At 68.6% G+C, this 18,942-nt stretch carries 23 protein-coding genes; 4 read left to right on the top strand and 19 right to left on the bottom strand.

Annotated elements, in window-relative coordinates; genetic code table 11:
• Positions 1–92 precede the first annotated feature (92 nt).
• Positions 93–653: a 2-amino-4-hydroxy-6-hydroxymethyldihydropteridine diphosphokinase gene (gene folK, locus B161_RS0109425; protein WP_018633144.1), complete on the top strand. Its 561-nt coding sequence runs from the start codon at positions 93–95 to the stop codon at positions 651–653.
• Positions 654–793: 140 nt separating this feature from the next.
• Here the strand turns inward: folK and B161_RS0109430 are convergent, their stop codons facing one another.
• The 3 genes from B161_RS0109430 to B161_RS0109440 form a co-directional block, all read right to left on the bottom strand.
• Entirely contained in the window at positions 794–1,471 is a 678-nt protein-coding gene (locus B161_RS0109430) for an alpha/beta hydrolase (protein WP_018633145.1), read from the bottom strand.
• Positions 1,472–1,617: 146 nt separating this feature from the next.
• Positions 1,618–2,373: a hypothetical protein gene (locus tag B161_RS17655; protein ID WP_018633146.1), complete on the bottom strand. Its 756-nt coding sequence runs from the start codon at positions 2,371–2,373 to the stop codon at positions 1,618–1,620.
• Positions 2,374–2,383: 10 nt separating this feature from the next.
• Positions 2,384–2,683 (bottom strand): DUF3572 domain-containing protein, encoded by a 300-nt coding sequence (locus B161_RS0109440; RefSeq protein WP_026310327.1) that lies wholly within the window; start codon positions 2,681–2,683, stop codon positions 2,384–2,386.
• A gap of 97 nt (positions 2,684–2,780) precedes the next feature.
• On the opposite strand from B161_RS0109440, the gene B161_RS0109445 reads away from it, so the two are divergent.
• The 3 genes from B161_RS0109445 to B161_RS0109455 all read left to right on the top strand — a co-directional run bounded on the left by B161_RS0109445 (position 2,781) and on the right by B161_RS0109455 (position 5,781).
• Positions 2,781–3,146 carry a response regulator gene (locus B161_RS0109445; RefSeq protein ID WP_018633148.1) on the top strand — a complete coding sequence of 122 codons (366 nt, stop codon included), beginning with the start codon at positions 2,781–2,783 and terminating at the stop codon, positions 3,144–3,146.
• Positions 3,147–3,318: 172 nt separating this feature from the next.
• Positions 3,319–4,707, top strand: coding sequence for a PleD family two-component system response regulator (locus B161_RS0109450; protein ID WP_018633149.1), 1,389 nt, complete (start codon positions 3,319–3,321; stop codon positions 4,705–4,707).
• 132 nt (positions 4,708–4,839) lie between these two features.
• Positions 4,840–5,781 (top strand): pirin family protein, encoded by a 942-nt coding sequence (locus B161_RS0109455; protein ID WP_018633150.1) that lies wholly within the window; start codon positions 4,840–4,842, stop codon positions 5,779–5,781.
• A 95-nt stretch (positions 5,782–5,876) separates the two neighbouring features.
• On the opposite strand, the gene sctV is transcribed toward B161_RS0109455, so the two are convergent.
• From sctV to sctJ, 16 genes are all read right to left on the bottom strand, one after another.
• Entirely contained in the window at positions 5,877–7,964 is a 2,088-nt protein-coding gene (sctV, locus tag B161_RS17660; RefSeq protein ID WP_051085758.1) for a type III secretion system export apparatus subunit SctV, read from the bottom strand.
• A gap of 103 nt (positions 7,965–8,067) precedes the next feature.
• Positions 8,068–8,445, bottom strand: a complete 378-nt coding sequence (locus tag B161_RS17665; RefSeq protein ID WP_018633152.1) for a hypothetical protein — start codon at positions 8,443–8,445, stop codon at positions 8,068–8,070.
• 2 nt (positions 8,446–8,447) lie between these two features.
• Entirely contained in the window at positions 8,448–8,882 is a 435-nt protein-coding gene (locus B161_RS0109470; RefSeq protein ID WP_018633153.1) for a hypothetical protein, read from the bottom strand.
• Positions 8,883–9,101: 219 nt separating this feature from the next.
• Positions 9,102–9,998 (bottom strand): SctD/MshK family protein, encoded by an 897-nt coding sequence (locus tag B161_RS0109475; protein WP_018633154.1) that lies wholly within the window; start codon positions 9,996–9,998, stop codon positions 9,102–9,104.
• Between the two features lie 82 nt (positions 9,999–10,080).
• The gene (locus tag B161_RS0109480; RefSeq protein WP_018633155.1) at positions 10,081–10,284 is read right to left on the bottom strand and encodes a hypothetical protein; all 204 of its coding nucleotides are present in this window, start codon (positions 10,282–10,284) and stop codon (positions 10,081–10,083) included.
• A gap of 2 nt (positions 10,285–10,286) precedes the next feature.
• Positions 10,287–10,505: a hypothetical protein gene (locus B161_RS0109485; protein WP_018633156.1), complete on the bottom strand. Its 219-nt coding sequence runs from the start codon at positions 10,503–10,505 to the stop codon at positions 10,287–10,289.
• A gap of 173 nt (positions 10,506–10,678) precedes the next feature.
• Positions 10,679–11,761, bottom strand: coding sequence for an EscU/YscU/HrcU family type III secretion system export apparatus switch protein (locus B161_RS0109490; RefSeq protein ID WP_018633157.1), 1,083 nt, complete (start codon positions 11,759–11,761; stop codon positions 10,679–10,681).
• Entirely contained in the window at positions 11,758–12,570 is an 813-nt protein-coding gene (locus B161_RS0109495; protein ID WP_018633158.1) for an EscT/YscT/HrcT family type III secretion system export apparatus protein, read from the bottom strand. Before B161_RS0109495 ends, B161_RS0109490 begins: the two co-directional genes overlap by 4 nt.
• Before the next feature lie 13 nt (positions 12,571–12,583).
• Positions 12,584–12,853 (bottom strand): EscS/YscS/HrcS family type III secretion system export apparatus protein, encoded by a 270-nt coding sequence (locus B161_RS0109500; RefSeq protein ID WP_018633159.1) that lies wholly within the window; start codon positions 12,851–12,853, stop codon positions 12,584–12,586.
• A 10-nt stretch (positions 12,854–12,863) separates the two neighbouring features.
• Positions 12,864–13,538, bottom strand: a complete 675-nt coding sequence (gene sctR, locus B161_RS0109505) for a type III secretion system export apparatus subunit SctR (protein WP_018633160.1) — start codon at positions 13,536–13,538, stop codon at positions 12,864–12,866.
• Positions 13,539–13,637: 99 nt separating this feature from the next.
• On the bottom strand, positions 13,638–14,675 hold the full coding sequence (locus B161_RS0109510) for a FliM/FliN family flagellar motor switch protein (protein WP_018633161.1): 1,038 nt from the start codon (positions 14,673–14,675) through the stop codon (positions 13,638–13,640).
• A complete protein-coding gene (locus tag B161_RS0109515; RefSeq protein ID WP_018633162.1) occupies positions 14,672–15,214 on the bottom strand; it encodes a hypothetical protein in 543 nt (180 codons plus the stop codon). Before B161_RS0109515 ends, B161_RS0109510 begins: the two co-directional genes overlap by 4 nt.
• Complete coding sequence (locus tag B161_RS0109520; RefSeq protein ID WP_018633163.1) at positions 15,211–16,590, bottom strand: FliI/YscN family ATPase; 1,380 nt, start codon at positions 16,588–16,590, stop codon at positions 15,211–15,213. The genes B161_RS0109515 and B161_RS0109520 overlap by 4 nt, the downstream gene beginning before the upstream one ends.
• Entirely contained in the window at positions 16,587–17,402 is an 816-nt protein-coding gene (locus B161_RS0109525; RefSeq protein WP_018633164.1) for an HrpE/YscL family type III secretion apparatus protein, read from the bottom strand. Before B161_RS0109525 ends, B161_RS0109520 begins: the two co-directional genes overlap by 4 nt.
• Before the next feature lie 112 nt (positions 17,403–17,514).
• Positions 17,515–18,195: a hypothetical protein gene (locus tag B161_RS0109530; RefSeq protein WP_018633165.1), complete on the bottom strand. Its 681-nt coding sequence runs from the start codon at positions 18,193–18,195 to the stop codon at positions 17,515–17,517.
• A complete protein-coding gene (sctJ, locus tag B161_RS17670) occupies positions 18,192–18,941 on the bottom strand; it encodes a type III secretion system inner membrane ring lipoprotein SctJ (RefSeq protein ID WP_018633166.1) in 750 nt (249 codons plus the stop codon). Before sctJ ends, B161_RS0109530 begins: the two co-directional genes overlap by 4 nt.
• Position 18,942: the final 1 nt, after the last annotated feature.

An 18,942-nucleotide genomic window follows, 5' to 3' on the forward strand; every position in this document is an offset into this window, starting at 1 on the left:
AGTATGAAAGGAGTCCGGACATAATGAAACGCCCGATTCCATTGGAATTGGGGAACTGGGCGCAAGATAGTCCGGCGCGCAGGAGAATCAATGTGAATGACGGGCGAGCGCGCGCCCCTCTCCATCAGGATCAGGCGATCCTCATCGGATTGGGCGCGAATCTGGACAGCCTGATCGGGCCGCCCGTCGCGACGCTGGAGGCGGCGCTGACGCGTCTGGAGGCGGAGGGGATCCGCGTGGCGGCGCGCTCGCGCTGGCGGCGCACGCCGCCTTGGCCGCCGGGCTCCGATCAACCCGATTACGTCAACGGCGCGGCCTTGCTGGAGACGGAGCTCGCGCCGGAGGATCTTCTGGCGGCTCTGCTCGAAACGGAGGCCGAGATGGGCCGCGTCCGCGAAGCCGTCTGGGCGCCGCGGGTCTGCGATCTCGACTTGCTGACCTATGGCCAGACCCTGCGTCCGGAGCTTGAGGAATGGCGGCGTCTGGCCGAGGTCTCGCATCCGCCGGAGGGTCAGCCCTTCCTCGTGCTGCCGCATCCCCGGCTGCATCTGCGCTTCTTCGCGCTGGAGCCCGCGGCCGAGCTGGCGCCGCAGTGGCGTCATCCGGTCTTCGGGCGCGCGCTGGAGGAGATGGCCGGGCTGCTCCGGGGCTGAGAGCGCCGCCTCTGCGCGCATCGGGGCGAAGGCGGCGCGGGGGGAGCGTCTTTCGACCAAGTTGGGTCGTTCAAACGCTCTGACTTCTTTTGTGGCCGCATTTTCACGACGCGAAGCCTGCGGCTTCGCCGGAGAACGCTCTAATGCGCTTTCGGAGCGGGAGAGGCCAGCCGGGCCTCAAGAAGCTGGGCGGCGGCGGTCAGGCCCTCGGGATCTATGCCGTGGCCGAGGCCGGGGCGGGCGAGGGTCATCACGTCCACGCCGGCGGATTCCAGCGCGGCGCGGGCCTCGCCCATGGCGGCGAAGGGCACCACCGGATCCTCTTCGCCATGGGCCAAAAGCACCGGAGGCCGCGAACGGATCTGCGGAAGCAGGATCTCGGGATGGACGAGGCGCCCGGAGAAGCCCACGATGGCCGCCAGAGGATTGGTCCGGCGCAAGCCCACTTCGAGGCTCATCATGGTCCCTTGGCTGAAGCCCACCAGAGCCACGCGGGAATCCGGCAGGCCGTAAAGCTCGCGCTCGGCGTCGAGGAAGCCGTCGAGGGCGGCGCCCGCCGCCACGAAGCCGCGCTCCATCTCGGCTTGGGAGGAGCCGTCCATCCACGGAATCGGGAACCATTGGAAGCCGAAAGGCGAAGCCCGGCAGCGCTGCGGCGCGTCCGGCGCCACGAAGGCGGCCTCGGGCAGGATCGTCCCCAGAGGCCGCGAGAGCCCTATGAGGTCTTCGCCGTTCGCCCCATAGCCATGGACGAAGATCACAAGGCTTTTCGCGCGTCCCGGCGCGGCGCCCGCGCGCGGACCATCCAGACGGCTCATAGGTCGGGCTCCTCGGGATTGGGGCGCGCTCCGCGGCCGGAGCCGGACGCGCGCCGGAAAAACAGGATCAGGGCGAGGGCGGTCCTCCGCCCCCGCTTGACGAAAAGGTAAGGCGCGTCCCGATTCGACGCAAGCGCGCCCATCTCTCAGCGGAAAAGATGGCTGCGGATGCGGGCTTCGAGATCGGGCCATCCTTCGGGCGCGTGATGGGCCTCGTCGGAGCGTCCGGCGGCCTCGCGCACCCAGGGATCGGCGGCGAAATGCAGCAGATGCACGTCGGGCGCCGCGCGGGCCGCCGAAGCGATCTGACGCGGCGTGTCGTCGGCGAAGGTCACGGGCGCGCGGATCAGGTCGCTGAGATATTTCAGCGCCGGGCCTTTGGGGCCGATGTTCGCCACCACCGGAACCGGCATCCCCAGATCCTGAAGATTGAAGATCCGGTCCTCGCGGGCCGAGACTGGGCAATTGGTCAGCACGACCACTTGCGCGCCTTCCTCCGCAAGCCGCGCCAGAGCCTCGGCGGCGCCGGGAAAGGCGCTTTGGCGGCGGGTCTCGGTGGTGAAGAACTGCTCCACCAGAGGATCCGAGATTTCGGTCTCGATGCGGTTTTCGGGATCCGCGATCCGGGTGACCGTATGGCGATAGCCCGGCGCGAAGCTCAGGCGATAGCCGCGTTCGCCGAGATAACGGTCGAAATGGGCGGCGAAGTCCAGCAGCACGTCGTCGGCGTCGAAGACCGCCAGAGGGCGGCCTTTCTTCAGCTCCAGCTCGAAGAGCTGCGGCCAGACGAGATCATGAATCGGATAGCCGCGCAGAGATAAGGGCTTCTCCTTGCGTCCGCCTTTCAGTCCTGCGAGAATCCGCGCGCCCCAACCGGGCTTGTCGTTCACTTGTCCGCTCATGCCGTCAGCCTCACGCCCAATCCCGCAGATGATCCCCGGAGAAGCCCGGCAGGGCGGCCCGCGCCGCCATGGGCTCCTCCGGCGCGAGCCGCGCCTCGGCGCAGAAGGCCAGCAAGGCGGATTCATCCGCCAGAAGCCAGTCCAGCAGCCCGCCCAGAGCCGAGGGATCGCGGGCCGCCGCGGCCAGCTCTGCGGGTTCGAGCCCCGAAAAGGCGAGGAACCCGCCCAAAAGCTCCGGGTCGGCGGCGGTCCAGGCGAGCGCGCGCAAAGCGACGGCCTCGGCTTCCTCGCGGTTCAGGCGGGATTTCATGATCGTCCTATAGAATTCCTTAACTTCCCTCGCGCCAATCTGGTCTTCGAAACGCGGGGCGTCAACAGGCCCGGCCTTATCCTTGCGGAGCGAGCTCATGTCGAAGACCATCCTCATCGTCGAGGATAACGAGCTGAACATGAAGCTCTTTCATGACCTGCTCGTGGCGCAGGGCTATAACGTGCTCCAGAGTTACGACGGCATGGAGGCCATGGAGCTGGCGCGGCGCCATGTTCCTGACCTGATTCTGATGGATATTCAGCTGCCTCAGGTCTCGGGCCTCGAAGCGACCAAATGGATCAAGGAGGATGACGATCTGCGTCATATCCCGGTCATCGCCATCACGGCCTTCGCCATGAAGGGCGACGAAGAGAAGATCCGCGACGGCGGCTGCGAAGACTACATCGCGAAGCCGATCTCCGTCGTCAGCTTCTTGAACACCGTCAAAAAATACGTCGACTAGAGCGTCGTCCGGCGAAGCCGCTCCGGCTTCGCGTCGCGACGGCGCGGCCAAGTGAAAGAGCGGGAGCCTTCAGCATGATCCGGCTTGATCGAAAGATGTTCTCAGCGCGCTGATCTCCTGAATCCGGGCGCGGATTCATCAGGACGGCCTTCGGGAATTCAGAGGAGGGGAGATGTCGGCGCGCATCCTGGTGGTCGACGACGTCGCGGCCAACGTCAAACTGCTCGAAGCCAAGCTCAAGGCCGAGTATTACACCGTCCTGACCGCCAGCAACGGCTTCGACGCCCTGCGCGTCGCGCGCGAGGAGCAGCCGGACCTCATCCTGCTCGACGTGATGATGCCGCGCATGGACGGCTTCGAGGTCTGCCGCCGTCTGAAGGCCGATCCGGAGCTGGCGCATATTCCCGTGGTGATGGTCACCGCGCTGGACCAGCCCTCCGACCGCGTGCGCGGACTGGAGGTCGGCGCCGACGACTTCCTGACCAAACCGCCGAATCAACTGGCCCTTTTGGCGCGCGTGCGCAGCCTCGTGCGGGTCAAGATGATGATCGACGAATTGCGCATGCGCGACGAGACCAGCCGCAGCCTCGGGCTCGATTCCCCCTGGCTCGATCCGAGCGCCCGCCGCTTCGACGGCCGCGTGGTGGTGGTGGACGAGCGCGGCCCGCTCTTCGAGACGGTGAAGCCCGCTCTGACCGAGCGCGTCGGGCTGAGCTGCCTGCGGGCGCGCGGCCGCGAGGAGGCTCTGGAGGCCGCCCGCGCCGCCGAGACGGATCTCTTCCTCATCGACGCCGCCATGGTCCACACCGAGGCTTTGCGGCTCTGCTCCGAATTGCGCTCCTCGCCGGACACGCGCCACAGCGCCCTCGTGCTGATCGTGGACGACCGCGATTACGAGACCATCGCCCGGGCTCTGGATCTCGGGGCGAACGATTACGTCATGCGCCCGGTGGACGAGCATGAGCTCATCGCCCGCGCCCTTTCCCAGATCCGCCGCAAGCGCTTCTCGGAGCGTCTGCGCGACAATATGGCGGCGGGGCTGCGCATGGCCGCCACCGATCCCATGACCGGGCTCTATAACCGCCGCTACGCCGGGGTCCATCTCTCGACGCTCATGCGGCGCGGGGCGGTCGATAAGGCGCCGCTCGCGGCGCTGCTGCTCGACATCGACCGCTTCAAGAGCATCAACGACCGCTACGGCCATCCGGCGGGCGACGCGGTGATCGTCGAGGTGGCGCGGCGCATGCGCGAGAAGATCCGCAATCTGGACCTGGCGGCGCGCATCGGCGGCGAGGAGTTCCTCGTGGTCATGCCCGGCGCCAATCAGGCCGAGGGCCTGCGCGTCGCCGAGCGGCTGCGCGACGCCATGGCCGCCGCCCCTTTCGTGATCACCCAGAACGACGGCTCTTCGCTGTCCATCGAGGTGACGATCAGCGTCGGGGTTTCGGAGAGCAAGGGCCTTGAGCCCGACGATCCGGAGGATCTGCTTCGCCGCGCCGACGGGGCGCTTTACGAATCCAAGCGCATGGGCCGCAACCGCGTGACCTGCGCGGCGGCCTGACTCGCCCGCCTTTTTCGCTCATCGTTTCCTCTGCGGCGACTCTGCGTTGAGGCTTCCGGGCTTGGGCCTATGGGCTTCGCGGTCCATATTGGCCCGAGACCCTGAGCGAAAAAAGCCAAGGAGGAGGCCGCCATGAGCTGGAACCCCGCGCTGGACCCCGTCTGTCCCGAAGGCGACGAGGTGGACCGCATCCAATTCGAGATCGTGCCGCGCGCGCGGGATCTCGGGGATTTCGAGGTGCGCCGCGCTCTGCCTTCGGTTCAGAGGCAGATGGTCGGGCCTTTCATCTTCTTCGATCAGGCGGGACCCGCCGAGTTCCTCACCGGCGCAGGCGTGGACGTGCGGCCTCATCCGCATATCGGCCTCGGGACGGTGACCTATCTCTATCGCGGCGAGTTCTTCCATCGCGACAGCACCGGAGCGGCTCAGGTCGTCGAGCCGGGGGCGGTGAACTGGATGATCGCGGGCAAGGGCGTCACCCATTCCGAGCGCACCCGTCCCGCGACGCGCAAAGGCCCGCATGAGCTTTTCGGCGTCCAGACCTGGATGGCTTTGCCCGAGGATCAGGAGGACCGCGCCCCGAGCTTCGCCCATCACGGCAGGGAGAGCCTGCCGGTGATCGAAGCCGAGGGCAAACAGGTGCGGCTGATCCTCGGGACTCTCTACGGCCAGCGCGCGCCCGCCGAGATGCTCAGCGAGACCTTTTACGCCGACGCTCTGATTCAGCCCGGCGCGACCTTGCCTTTGACCGCCGAGCATGAGGATCGCGGAATCTACGTGCTGGAGGGCGAGGTGGAGATCTCCGGACGCCGCTTCCTGCCGGGGCGGATGCTGGTCTTTCGTCCGGGGGATCCCATCGACGTGAAATCCGTGGGACGGCTTCCGGCGCGGATCATGATGCTGGGCGGGGCGACCATGGAGGGGCCGCGCCATATCTGGTGGAATTTCGTCTCCTCCTCGAAGGAGAAGATCGAGGAGGCGAAAGAGGCTTGGCGTCGCGGCGACTTCCGCGACGGCCTGTTTCATCTGCCGCCCGGCGACGATTACGAATATATCGACGCCCCGGAGCGGTGAGGGGGGCGCTCCGGCGTCCAGCGCGAGAATCCCCCGAAACGCAATCGCCCGCCGGAGTCTCCTCCGGCGGGCGTTTTCGCGTCATGCGCGGCGGCTCACTCGGCCGCCTGAGCCTGATTCATCGCGCCGCCCGGCCCGATGGTCGCCAGAGGCGCCACGGTGAAGTCGTCGGCGAGATCCTGAAAGGACAGGACCGGCACATGGCGCAGCCCGTTGTTCGCCAGCAGCGTGCGCGTGAAGCGCCGCACGTCCAGCGAGGTCAGGATCACCGGCTGAGGCGCCCCCGGCATGGGCTCGCGCAGAGCCCCCCGGATCGCCTCCACCATCCGCGCCGACATCATGTCGTCCAGCGCGAGATATTCGCCCACCGTCGTCTGACGGATCGAGCCGCGCACCACGTCCTCAAGGCTGCGGTCGAGCAGATAGGCGGGGATCACGCGGTCGGGTCCGGCCACGCTGTCGCAGATCTGGCGCTTGAGCGCCGTGCGGACATATTCCGACAAGACCACCGGATCCTGCTCCTTGGGGCCCCATTCGGCGATGGCCTCCAGAACCACGCGCCAATTGCGCAAAGGCACGCCTTCGTCCACCAGACGCCGCAGGACTTCGGCGAATTTATTGGCCGAAAGGGCGTTGCGCGATTCGCTGGCGAGGTCCGGGTAAAGCGAGGCCGCGTCCGAGACCGCAAGCCGCGCCTCCTGAACGCCCACGCAGGCGCTGGCGTAGCGCTTCTGCGCCGCCGAGGCCACCCGCGCCAGAGCCTCAGCCGGAGTCAGGGCGGTCAGGCCGTCGCCGATGAGCTTTTCACGGGCCGCCTCGGGCGCGAAGCCCATCCGCGCGAAGCCCAGAGGCGTCTCAGGCGCGGCCTCGAAGGGCACGCCCGCCAGCCGGAGATTCTCCTCCTCGGCGTCGGTGATGAGCGCGCCGGGGCGCAGATGGAATTCAGCCACCGAAACCTCGTCCAGCTCGATGCGGGCGGCGCCCTCGGGCAAAGAGGCGTCGCGGATGAGGCGCGGCGGCAGGATGGTCAGGCCCATCTTCGTGTTGAGCTCATGGGTCGAGGCGCGGGTGGCCTCCTTGAAGCTCTCCGCCTCGGCTTCGTCGAGGAGATTCGGATCGACGCGCAGCGCGAAGGGGCTGGCCTTGGCCTCCAGCAGAGCGGCGGCGGCGCGGGCCTCCTCGTTCTGCTCGACGGCTTCGGGCTCCGGATCGCCGAAGATGCGGCGGCGGATCTGGTCGGCGTAGCTCAGGGCCACGAAGGCCGCGCCGAGCAGCAGGAAGATGATGGTCGGGAAGCCGGGGATCAGGCCCACCACCGCCAGAACCGCGCCCGCCATGCGCAGAGCCATCTGGCTGGAGAACATCTGACGCGTGATGTCGGCGCTGAGGTTGCGGCCGCCGTCGGCGGAGACGCGCGTCACGAGGGCGCTCGCGCCCAGCGAGACGAACAAGGCCGGAAGCTGCGTCGCGAGGCCGTCGCCGATGGTCAGCAGCGAATAGATCCCGCCGGCCTGACTGGCGGTCATGCCATGCTGCATCACGCCCACGGCCATGCCGCCGAGCAGGTTGATCGCCACGATGACGAGGCCCGCGATGGCGTCGCCCTTCACGAATTTCATCGCGCCGTCCATGGCGCCGTGAAACTGGCTTTCGGAATTCAGGGCGTTGCGGCGGCGACGGGCCTCGGCGGCGTCGATGTCGCCGTTGCGCAGATCCGCGTCGATGGCCATCTGCTTGCCGGGCATGGCGTCGAGGGTGAAGCGCGCCGAAACCTCGGCCACGCGCTCCGAGCCCTTGGTGATCACGATGAACTGCACGATGGTGATGATCAGGAAGACCACCATGCCCACCGCGAGATTCCCCGCGATCACGAATTCGCCGAAGGTTTTGACGATCTCGCCCGCATCGGCCTGAACCAGAATGAGGCGCGTCGTCGTCACGCTGAGCGCGAGGCGGAAGATGGTCACGATCAGAATGATCGAGGGCAGAGTCGAAAGCTCGAGCGGATCCTTGATGAACAGCGCCATCATCAGCAGCAGCACCGAAGCCGCCAGATTGATCGCGATCAGCGTGTCCACCACCCAGGTCGGCAGAGGCACGATCATCATGAGGATGGCCGAGACCAGCAGCACCACGACCACCAGATCCTGACGCTGCCCGACCATATGCAGGAATTTGCGCATGCCCAACCTCTTCACGGCGCCGCGGGAGGCCGGGCGCGATCCGTCGAAATCCGGGGCCTCCCGGAAAGAGGGAGCCTGCAAGCGGCTCCCTGAAGTCTCGCCGTCAGACCCGGCGCCGCTCGTCGAAAAGCGCCTGAGCCTCGCGGACGCGGCCCAGAGCCAGCAAAGCCCGCGCCCGCAGATGCAGCGCCGCGCGCAGATCCTCGGCCTCGGCGAGCGTCGGCTCCAGCTTGTCGAGGACGGCCAGAGTCTTCTCCGGCGCGTCGGTGAGCAGATGGGCGCAGGCCAGAAGCCGCAGCACCTCGCCGTCGCGCGGGGCGCGGCGCTGGGCCGACAACAACAGCGCCAGAGCCTGCTCGGGAAAGCCTTGGGTCAGATAAAGCCGCCCGAGCGCCGTCAGAGCCTCGGCGGCGCGCCCTGCGAGGGGCGTCGTGCGGGTCGAAGGCGCGGCGGGCCGAAAGCCGAGGATTTCGCCGCTCATCTTCAGGCCTTCAGCAGGGCGTTGATCTGACGCGACAGCTCGCGCCGGGCGGCGAGATGGGTCTCCACCACCACGCCCGCATAGCGGTCCACCGGATCGGCGCTGGCGGCGAGTTCGCCGGCGGCGTCGGTCAGGGCGATGGTCGCGGCGGGATCCACCACGCGCATCCCCCCCGCGGGCGCCGCGAGGAAGGTCGCCAGAGCCTCGTCCACCGGAGGCGGATCGAAAACCGCGCCCTCCGCGACGCCGCCCGCGCCTTCGAGGCTCTGGGCGGCGGTCTGCTGGGCGCTGCGGCGCAGGCGCTCGGCCTCGCTCTGCTGGAGGCTCGCGGCGGTGGGCGGACGCCGGGGGCTCCGGACGCCGCCCACGCCGCCTATGGCGGAGGAGCGCGCGGAGGGCAGGCCGGACGAGGGACCGGTCGTGCGCAGGTTGCTCATGGCGTGACGCCTCCTCTGGAGCGGGGCCGGGACGGCCCCGGAGAACATGACGGCGGCTCCGGGCCTTCCCGGAGCCTGAAACTCAGCAAGATCCGGACCAGCGGCCCCTTCGGAAGCCTCTCGCCGGAGGCGGCGAAGCCGACCCCGCTGGAGCGGGATCGGCCTCGGCCGTTCGATCGGGCGCCGCTCCTCCGCCTCCGGTTCGGGGCGGGGGGCGGATCATGGGGCGATGGCGACGATCTGGCCGCCGCGCTCCAGATGGAGGTCGCCGTCCTGCAAGCCGACGAAGCGCCAGCCGCCGGGCAGCAGATCGCCGGGGCGGTTGCGCGAGCCGTCCTGAAGGATGATCAGGGGCTGCGGCGAGGTCCAGACCGAGCGGATCGCGAAAGGCAAGGTGATCTCGGCGGGGGGCGGCGGCTCCGCGGCGGGCGCCGCCGGAGCGCCGAAGCGCTCGCTCAGGGCGAGGCGCGCGCCGTAGACCGAATCGAACCAGAGGCGTTCCGCCTCCCAGAGCGGGCGCAGAGCGGGAGTCATGGGGCCCGAGACCTGCACGCGGCCATTGGCGGAATCGCCCTGAGCCTGAAGGGCTCCGGCGCCGGCGGCGTTGAGGCGGGCCTGAAGCTCGCGGGCGGCGCCCTCGGCGACGCGGCTTTGCGCCATCTGGGCGATGTGGCGGGTGGGATCGGGCGGAACGGGGCTCGGGGCGCCCGTGACGCCGGAGCCCATGGCCAGAGCCGCAAGGCCCAAAGCGCCCGCCGCCAGCGGGGCGATGGCCTGCGAATGGCCGAAGAGGGGCTTGCGCGACAGCTCGAAGACTTCGCGGCCGAGCGTCACGCGCGCGTCGCGCGGAGCCCGGCGCCAGACGCCGAGCGGCAAAGGCTGGCCCTCCAGCGTCGCGGCGCCGGAGTCGAGGCGCAGGCGCGGCCCGAGGAGATGCTTCGAATCGAGAGTCAGGCGCGTGTCGGCCAAGGCGGGATCGCCGAGGCGGATCTGCGAATCAGGCGCGCCGCCGATGCTCCAGAGGCCTGAAGCGAGCTCTTCGCTGGCCCCCTTATGGGCGCCGGCTATGAAGTCGAGCCTTATGCGGCGCGCCTCTCTCAAAAGCGGGAAAGCCATGATGAGGCGACTCCGAAATCAGGAACGGCGGAAAGACGGAAGACCCGGCGCCCATGCGGGGCAGGGCGCCGGGGTCGAAAGATTAGTTGTTCAGACGGTTCTGAGCCGCCGAGAGGGCCGAACCGGCCTCCTGACGAAGCTGAGTCATCTTCGACGCCTGCGCGATGGCGCGGTCGAAGCCCGCCTGCATCTGGGCGATCTGCGCGTCCGAATCGGCGTTGCTGCTGCCGCCGGCCGCCGACGAAGCGGCGCCCGAGGCGCCGGTGCTGGTCACATTGCTGGCCATCTTCACTTGCTCCTTTGTTGAGCCTTCCACAAGTCCGGCAGCGCCGCGAGAGCCGCGTCGTAGGCGCGGGCCGCGACGTCGATTCCGTGGCCGGGGCGAGACGCCGTCCAGACCGCCCTTCCTTCGAGGAGCTGACGGCGCAGATCCCGCAACACGATTCCCTGAGGATCGCGCGCCAGAGTCTTCGCCAAATCATCTTGAGCAAGAAGAGAGGTGGTCATTAAGGATTTCATCCCGGTTCTGCCTTGAGATGTTTTTATATGAAACAAGTCCCGAGATCAAACGATTTATGAAGAAAATAATTTTATAGATGGTGCGTATCCTGTTCTTAATAAACGGAAATCGTCTCATTTCAAGACTTGAGTCGCAAATATGCGAAATCCGTGCCGAAATCTCACAAGGCGCCGACTTGAGACATTAAATTCGCCACGTCCTGAAAATGCGCCTCTGGAATATAACGGCGCTCGCGCCCTTTTTCGGTCAGAGCCTCGACGAGATCGGGCTGCGTGGCGATGAAGGCGCCGTCCATGGCCGCCTGACGCGCGTAAAACCCCGCCTTCGCGCCTTTGCCGATGAAGACGATGGCCGGCGCCGGGGTTTCGCCGCGCACGTAGCGCAGGCCCACGGCCTGCCCCTCGCGGCCGAGGACCACCAGAGTCGGCACCACGCTGGCCAATTTGGCCTGACCCGTCGTCTCGCCTTCGCCCATGGCCGTCTCATACCGCATCTCGCGGCGACGCATCATGATGGTGGGATCGCCGAATTGCTCTTTGCGCTCGCGTTTCATTTCGGTGTGGGTCATGCGCATTTCGCGCAGGAAGAGCCATTTCTGAATCCCGGTGTCGAACAGGGCGTTGATCGCGAAGATGGCGATGCTCGCCAGAGCGATGGGAATCATGGCCTTGCTCAGAGCCAGCCCGACGCAGCTCGCGCCGCAAAGGGGCGTCTGCATGGCGGCGGGCATCGCCCACCAGCCCGCCAGCCCCACGATCCCGATGATCAGCAGGGATTTGAACAGGGACTTCAGGAATTCGATGAGGTTGCGCACCGAAAAGATGCGTTTGAAGCCCTTCACCGGATCGATCTTGGAATAGGCGGGCTTGAGCGGCTCGGCGGCGAAGAGCAGCCCCTTATGCGCCACGATGGAGCCGATGAAGGCCGCCAGCAGCGGCAGAAGCATCAAAGGCGCGACCATCGCCGCCGAGTCGCTCCAGACGCTGCGCACGGCGGCGGGCCAATGGCTGGGGCGAGGCCCGCCCTCCGCCGAGGCCGCGAGGGCCATCTGATCGAACATATGCACGAAGCCCTCCTGCATCGCGCGCCAGGCCAGCAGGAGATAGATCACGCAGACGATGAAGGAGCAGGCGACGATCAGGTCGCGGCCTTGCGCCACCTGACCCTTCTTGCGCTGCTCCTTGATCTTATGTTCGGTGGCTGGGAGACTTTTCTCCTCTGAGCTGTCGTCGCCGCCGCTCATTCGAGCGCCCTTTCCAGATAGGCCATGGTCTCGCGCAGATCCAGCGCGTCCGAGGCGTAATAGGAGGCGTAGAGATAGAGGAAGGCCGGGGTCAGAAAGAGATAGGCCAGATTCTTGATCGAGAGCGTCAGATCGAAGATGTTCACCTGAGGCGACAGGCGGCTGGCGATGCCGAAGGCGACTTCGGAGAGGAACATGGCGATCAGCAAAGGCGCCGCCAGAGCTATGGCGAGGCTCGACACCTTGCGCAGCACCTCGACGATCATCGGCCAGACGTTGTCCAGCGGCGGCGGCGAGGCGTCGAAGACGCTCCAGAGCCCGTAAGTGCCGTAAAGCGCCGAGATCAAATCCCTCAGGCCCCCGGCCGCCACGAAGATGCCGGTCATGGCCAAGGCGTAGATGGCGCCCGTGACGAGGGGTTCGGTCTGGGCGTCGGGGGCGACGATGGTCGAGGACATGGCGCCGCGATAGACGTCGATCTGGGTGCCCGCCATCTCGGCGGCCCAGAAGGGCGCCCCGAAGAGCGCGCCGAGGGCGATCCCCACCAGCACCTCCTTGACCATCAGCAGCCCGAGATTCTGCGCCGCCAGAGGCTCGGCCAGCCCGACGAGATGGGCGTGGACCTCAGGGATGACCGGCGCGGCCATGGCCAGGGCGAAGACGTTGCGCACCGTGCCTTGAAGCCCCAGCCAGATGAAGGCCGGAAACACCGTCAGAATCCCGAGCGGACGCGCGATGGAGAGAGCCGCCGCCTGAACCCAGGGCATGTAGATGTAGCTCATCTCCGCGACGAGATCGGCGGGACCCATCTGCGCGGCCCTCCTATCTGGTCAGGAGCGGAAAGACGCGGAAGGCGTTGTCGGTCATCTGCACCAGCGGCTGCGCGAGGCTCGCGCCGAACATCAGAAAGGCCGCCGAAACCGCGATGATCTTCGCGGTGAGCGGCAGAGTCTGGTCCTGAATCTGGGTGACCGCCTGAAACAGCGCCACAATGAAGCCCACGATGGTGGCGATGATCAGCGGAGGCCCCGCCGAAGCCGCCGCCGCGCCCGCCGCCTCGCCCAAGTAACGCGCGATGAAATCGGTCTCCATGGGGAATCTCCTAACCGCCGCCGCCGACGGCGGGGGCGTAACTCAACACAAGGCCCTGCACGAGCCGCGCCCAGCCGTCCACCACCACGAAGAGGAAAAGCTTGAAAGGCACCGCCATGGTCTGCGGCGAGACCATCATCATGCCCAGAGACATCAGCACCGCCGAAACCACCAGATCCACCGCCAGGAAGGGCAGATAAAGCAGAAAGCCGATCTCGAAGGCGCGGGTCAGCTCCGAGACGAGGAAGGCGGGAATCAGAATGATCAGATCGGAATCGGTGGTGGCCGCCTGAGCCTCCGGCGACCAGACCCGCGCCGCGGCGGAGAGGAAGAAGGCCCGGTCCTCCAGCCGCGCATGTTGCAGCAGGAAGTCGCGCATGGGCTCTTTGGCGCGGTCGAGGGCCTCGGTCCATTGCGCGACGCTCGTCAGCTCGACGCCCGGCGCCATGATGTGGTCGCGCACCGCCAGAGCCACCGGCGCCGCGATATAGACCGAGAGGATCGCCGAAATGCCGTAAAGCACCATGTTCGGCGGAGTCTGCTGAATGCCGAGCGCGTTGCGCACCAGAAGCAGCACCACCGAGATCTTGGCGAAGGCGGTCGTCGCCACCGCGACGAAGGAGAGCATGCCCACCGCCATGGTGACGACGATGAGCGAAACGATGTTCGAGCTGAGCTCGGGCATGGACGAAGCTCCGGATCGGGGGGCGTCTCGGGAAGCGTTCTGGGAAACCTCTCGGGGAGCCTTAAGGGTTTGGGGGCGCCGGGGGCTCTGGGGCGGAGATCAGGAGAAGATCCGCGTCAGACGCACGCCGACGCTCTCGCCGATCATCACCACCTGGCCCTGAGCGATGCGGCGGCCCTCGACCATCACGTCGACGGCGCCGTCCGGGGCGCGGTTGATCGGGATCGCCGAGCCGACGCCCAGACCCCGCAGATCGCTCCAGGGAAGCGAGACCCGCCCCACCTCGAAGACCAGCCGCACCGGGATGTCATCCAGCGTGGCGTCGTCCGCCACGAAGCCGCCTTGGGACGCGTCCGCCATCACCAACTCCTCATATCGCCGCGCCAGCTCGAAGCTGGCCGGCCCTGTGGCCCCGACCTCGCCTTTGGGGTTGAATTGGCCCGGCGCCGCGGCGCGTTCGCCGAAGACGATCAGGGCCGCTCGTCCGGGGGCGAAGCTTTCGACCAGCACCACGTCTCCGACCGCCATGGGCGCGCCCCGCGGCAGACGCGAGGCGCCGATCCGCGCCGCGATCACGACCGCGGCGGCGGCGTGCGCGGGAGAATCCTGCGGCTCCTGAGCCTCCCAGAGCGCTTCGAAGGCGGCGGTCAGATCCGGCGGCGCGTAGAGCGTCGCGGGCCAGGCTTCCCCGAATCCCTCCACCATCGCGTCGAGGCGTTGATATTTCGTGCCGGTCGGGGCGGCCGGGGCGAGCTTCGTCAGGGCGAGGCTCACGCCGAGGCGGGCTTCCAAAGCCTGAATCGCGGGCAAGAGCCCCAGCTCGACCAGAAGCGCGCCGCTTTCGGCGTCCAGCTCCGCCGGATCATGCTCCGGATCGCCCTCGCGCATGAGGGCCTCGATCAATCCGCGCGGCAGGGCCAGCCGAAAGGGCGTCCCGCCGCATTCGCCGTGCAGATGCAGGCGCTCCGGCTCGGCCTCGGCGGCGGGGCCGCCGGTCAGAGTCAGGGTCAGCGGCGGATCTTCGAGGACCAGAGGCCGGCGCGGAAGAGCGCGCAGGCGCGCCCGGTCCGCTTCGCGCGGCGTGAGGCGGGGATAAGGATAGGGCTGAAAATTCGGACGCGAGGCGCGGAGATTCATGACGCACGGCCCGTTCCCGAGGCCCCGCCGCCCACTCCTCCGCCTGCTCCGCCCGCTCCCCCGCCGCGCGCGAAGGAGCGCCCGGTGGCGAGTTCGTCGAGATCCTGCTCCTGACGCTTTTCGGAGACGCGGCGCAGATCCATGCGCGCCTCCTGAGCGGCGGTCTGAGTGGTTTCGGTCTTGGCGTGGGCGGTCGCCCAATCGCGGCGGGCGCGCTCGGCGGCTTCTCCGGCGCGGCGCACCTCGAGGCGGGCCATGGCGATCTGGCGGGCGTAGCCCTCGCGTTCGCGCATGAGGTCGCTGTGGAAGTTCTGCGCGCCCTCCATGGCGCCGACGGGCTTGCCCTTCAGCGCCGCGTCGTGGAATTCGCGCATGCGCTGCTCCAGACGGCCGTCGAATTTCGTCAAGGCCGTCTCCGCCTTGCGGACGTCCTGCTCGGCCTGCTCGACGCGGGATTTCGCGCTTTGGAAGCGTTGCTCGGCGGCGTTTTCGCGCACGCGGCGGATTTGGCCGATCTGCTTGAGGTCGTTCAGGCTCATCGCGGGGCGTCCTCCCCTTGAGCGCCGGTCAGGGCGAACATCTTCGCGCGGGTCTCCTCCCAGCCCGCGGGGCGGGAGAGGGAGCGGTAGATGAAGTTCTCGATCTCGTCTTTCTTCGCGATGGCCTCGTCCGCCAGAGGATCGGCGCCATGGCGATGCTCGCCCATGCGGACCAGCAGCTCGACGTCCTTCCAGCGCGAGAGCAAAGCGCGAAGGCGATCCGCTCCGGCGCGATGTTTGGCGCTGGTCACGCGGGTCATGACGCGGCTGCGGCTGGCCAGCACGTCGATGGCCGGATAACGCCCCGCTTCGGCGATTTTGCGCGAAAGCACGATATGTCCGTCCAGCAAGGCGCGGGCCTCCTCAGCCACAGGGTCGCCGACGCCGTCATCCTCCATGAGAACCGTATAGAAAGCGGTAATGGATCCGCCGTTGGCGGCGGCGCCCGCGCGCTCGATCAGCCGGGGCATGAGCGCGAAGACCGAAGGCGGAAAGGCCCGCCGCGCCGGAGGCTCGCCCGCCGCGAGTCCGATCTCGCGCTGGGCGCGGGCGAGGCGGGTGATGCTGTCCATCAGCAGGATCACCTTCTTGCCCTGATCGCGGAAATATTCGGCGATGGCCGTCGCCACGAAAGGCGCCTTGAGGCGCTCCATGGAGGGGCGGTCCGAGGTGGCCGCCACCACCACCGAGCGCGCCAGACCTTCGGGCCCGAGCGCCTCCTCGATGAACTCCGAGACCTCGCGGCCGCGCTCGCCGACGAGGGCGATCACCGCCACGTCGGCCGAGGAGGCTTTGGCGATGGCCGCCATGAGGGTCGATTTGCCCACGCCCGGCTCGCCGAAGAGGCCGATGCGCTGGCCCTCGCCGCAGGTGTTGAGCGCGTCGAAGGCGGGAATCCCGAGCGGCAGAGGCTTATGAATCGGCGCCCGCGCCAGAGGATCCGGCGCGTCGGCCATGACCGGACGCCATGAGGAGGGCCGCAAAGGCCCTTTCGTCGCCATGTCGATGGGGCGGCCGAGCCCGTCCAGCACGCGGCCGAGCAATTCCGGCCCCACGCCCGCCATGAGCGGCCCGCCGGTCGGGGTCGCCTGAGTGCGGGTCGACAGGCCGGTCATGTCGCCCATGACGCTGAGCAGCGCCGCGCCGTCGCGCAGGCCGACGACCTCGGCGTAACGGACGCCCTCCGCGAAGCCGCCCGGCTCGCGGAGCTCGCAGATCTCGCCCAGACGCGCCCCCGGCAGCGTCGCCTCGACCAGAACGCCCGAGACCTTGGCCACGCGCCCGATCAGAGGCCGCGTCTCCAAGGCGCCGGGAGTCTCCAGAGCGTGGGAGATGCGCCGCGCGGCGGAGGCGAAGCCCTGCGCGCCGCCGCTCATGACAATTCCCCCTCGCCGGGATAATTCGCCGAATAGCTGGAGGAGAGCGAGAAGGTCATGCCGCCCGGAGATGGGGGCTGAGGTTGAGCCTGTTGAGCTTGGGCCTGTTGCGGCTGAGGGCCCGGCGGGGCGGAGGGCGCATGCTGGGCGGCCTCGAAGGGATCGGGGCCGACGTTCGGGCGGCCCGCGGCCTGCGGCGGCTCGGGCGCTTCGAGCGCGGCGCGCAGACCCGCCTCCAGCGCCTGAATCTGCGCGGCGAGGCCCAGCTCCACGTCGCCCCAGGGGGTTTGCAGCAGCGAGCTGCCCGGAGGCGCCTGAGGATCGCCCCGCACTTCGAGCGCGTGATGCGGATCGAGCCGGGTCAGGCGCTCGCGCACCTCCTCGACCAGCGGCGCGGGCACGTTGAGCGTCAGCCGCGCGCCGGAGCCGAAATCCTGCAAGGCGCGTTTGGCCGCGCGGGCGATGAGTTCGGCGGGCGGCGCGGGCTCCAGCAGCAGCCGAAGCGCCGAGGTCACCAATTCGGGCAGATGGCGCGACATCTCCTGAAGATCCGCCGCCGAGCGCGCGGCGCGCTCGCCGAGCAGGGCGGCGGCGCGTTTGCGGCCTTCCTCTTCGGCGGCGGCCTCGATCTGGCGGGCGCGGCCCTGAGCCTCGGCGATGATGCGCTGGGCTTGGGCGCGGGCGGCCTGAGCCGCGGATTCGGCTTCGGCCAGCGGCGTCAGGCTCTCGGCCTTGAGCAGCGGGGAAGGTCTGCCGACCCCCCCGAAGCCGAGGCGGGCGGGACGCGCCTGATCGGACATGGCGTCGGACATGGCGAGGCTCCTCAACAGGCCCGGCCGTCGATCCCTCGGATCGGCCGAAGGCCCCGTGGTGATTGGGTCGCGCGGCCTCCGCGCCTGAGCGGGCGGCGATTCAGGCGGCGAGTCAGGCGGCGGCTCCGGCGGCGATGCGCTCGACGAGCTCCGCGCCGCGCCGCGCCAGATCGGGATCCTCCGCAGCCTCCGCGAGGGCGACCGCAGGCGCCAGAAGCCCGACGCGCGCCGCCACAGAGACCGGCTGCGCGGCCAGCCAGGCCGCGAAGGCCTGAGCCCCGGCGAGCCGGACGGCCTCGGCGATCTCCTCCGGCGTCAGACGCTCGGGCTGATCCTCGGGATCGGGCCATGCGAAATCCGCGCCATCCTCGGATTCGGCCGCTCCGTAGCGGCGGGCGGGCGCGGCCGGATCGCGGCCGAGCGCGGCGGAGAGGCGCTTTTGCTCCTCGCCCTTGAGCAGGCCCAGCACCGCGGGGGCTTCGAGGGCGGCGCCCGAATCGAGACGCAGCGTTTCGATTTGAGGCGCGTCCATCTCCAAAACGGCGAGGGCGCCGGGGCTGGCGGTCCAAGGCGGAGCCCCCACGCCGGTCAGGCGCGCCAGACGCGCGCCCAGACGCTTGCGGAAGCGCGGCTCGGCCAGAAGCCGCCGCGCGGCCTCTTCTCCGAAGGCGGGGGGCGTCGACTGAGCGAGAAGCTCGGGCGCGGCGCGGGCCTCGGCGGCGCGGGCCACGCGGCGCAGAGCCACGGCCTCAAGGGCCGCCGCTCTGCGGACGTCGATTTGTTCGGGGGTCATCGCCGGTCGCGCCCGCCGCGCCGGGATCCGGTCTGGAAGGTCAGCGCCAGAGCGCCGAGCAGGGCCGCGCCGAGCGCCAGAACCAGAGACATGGCCCGCTTGGGCTCTCCGCCGATCACGGCGGCGTTCATGACGCCGGTCCCGGCGGCGTCGAGCGTCGCGCCGCCCGCGCCGGTGTAGGGGAAGAAGGCCACCGAGACGCGTTCGTAGGCCAGCCCCTCGACGCTGTTGGCGATGAGCAGCTTGATGCGCGGCGCCAAGCCCTCGACGTCGGTGTTCGGGGCGTAATGGATCGCCACCGAGGCCGAGGCCGGACGCACCTCGCGCGCGAGCGGGTCGCGCTCGGGCAAGACCAGATGCACGCGGGCGCGGATCACGCCCTCGATCTCCGAGACGGTGCGCGAAAGCTCCTGATTGCGGGCGTAGATCATCCGCGCCCGCTCTTCGGTGGGGGTGGGGATGAAGCTGTCGCCGGCGAAGATCTCGCCGAACTCCTTGAAGCGCTCGCGGGGCAGGCCGCGGGTCTCCAGAACCTGCATGGCCTGAGCGAAATGGGCCTCGTCGACGCGGATGGTGAATTCGCCCGCCTTGACCGTGCGGCGCTCGGCGGGGATTCCGGCCTGCATCAGCGCGGCGGCCATTTCATTGGCGTCGCGCTGCGAGAGCCCGGCGTAGAGATCCGTCTTGCAGCCGGAGAGGGCCAGCGCGGCGGCGAAGATCAGAGCGGGCTTGCTGAATTTGAGCATG

The sequence above is a fragment of the Neomegalonema perideroedes DSM 15528 genome, from assembly GCF_000374145.1.
In the GTDB taxonomy this organism is placed as follows: Bacteria; Pseudomonadota; Alphaproteobacteria; order Rhodobacterales; family Rhodobacteraceae; genus Neomegalonema; species Neomegalonema perideroedes.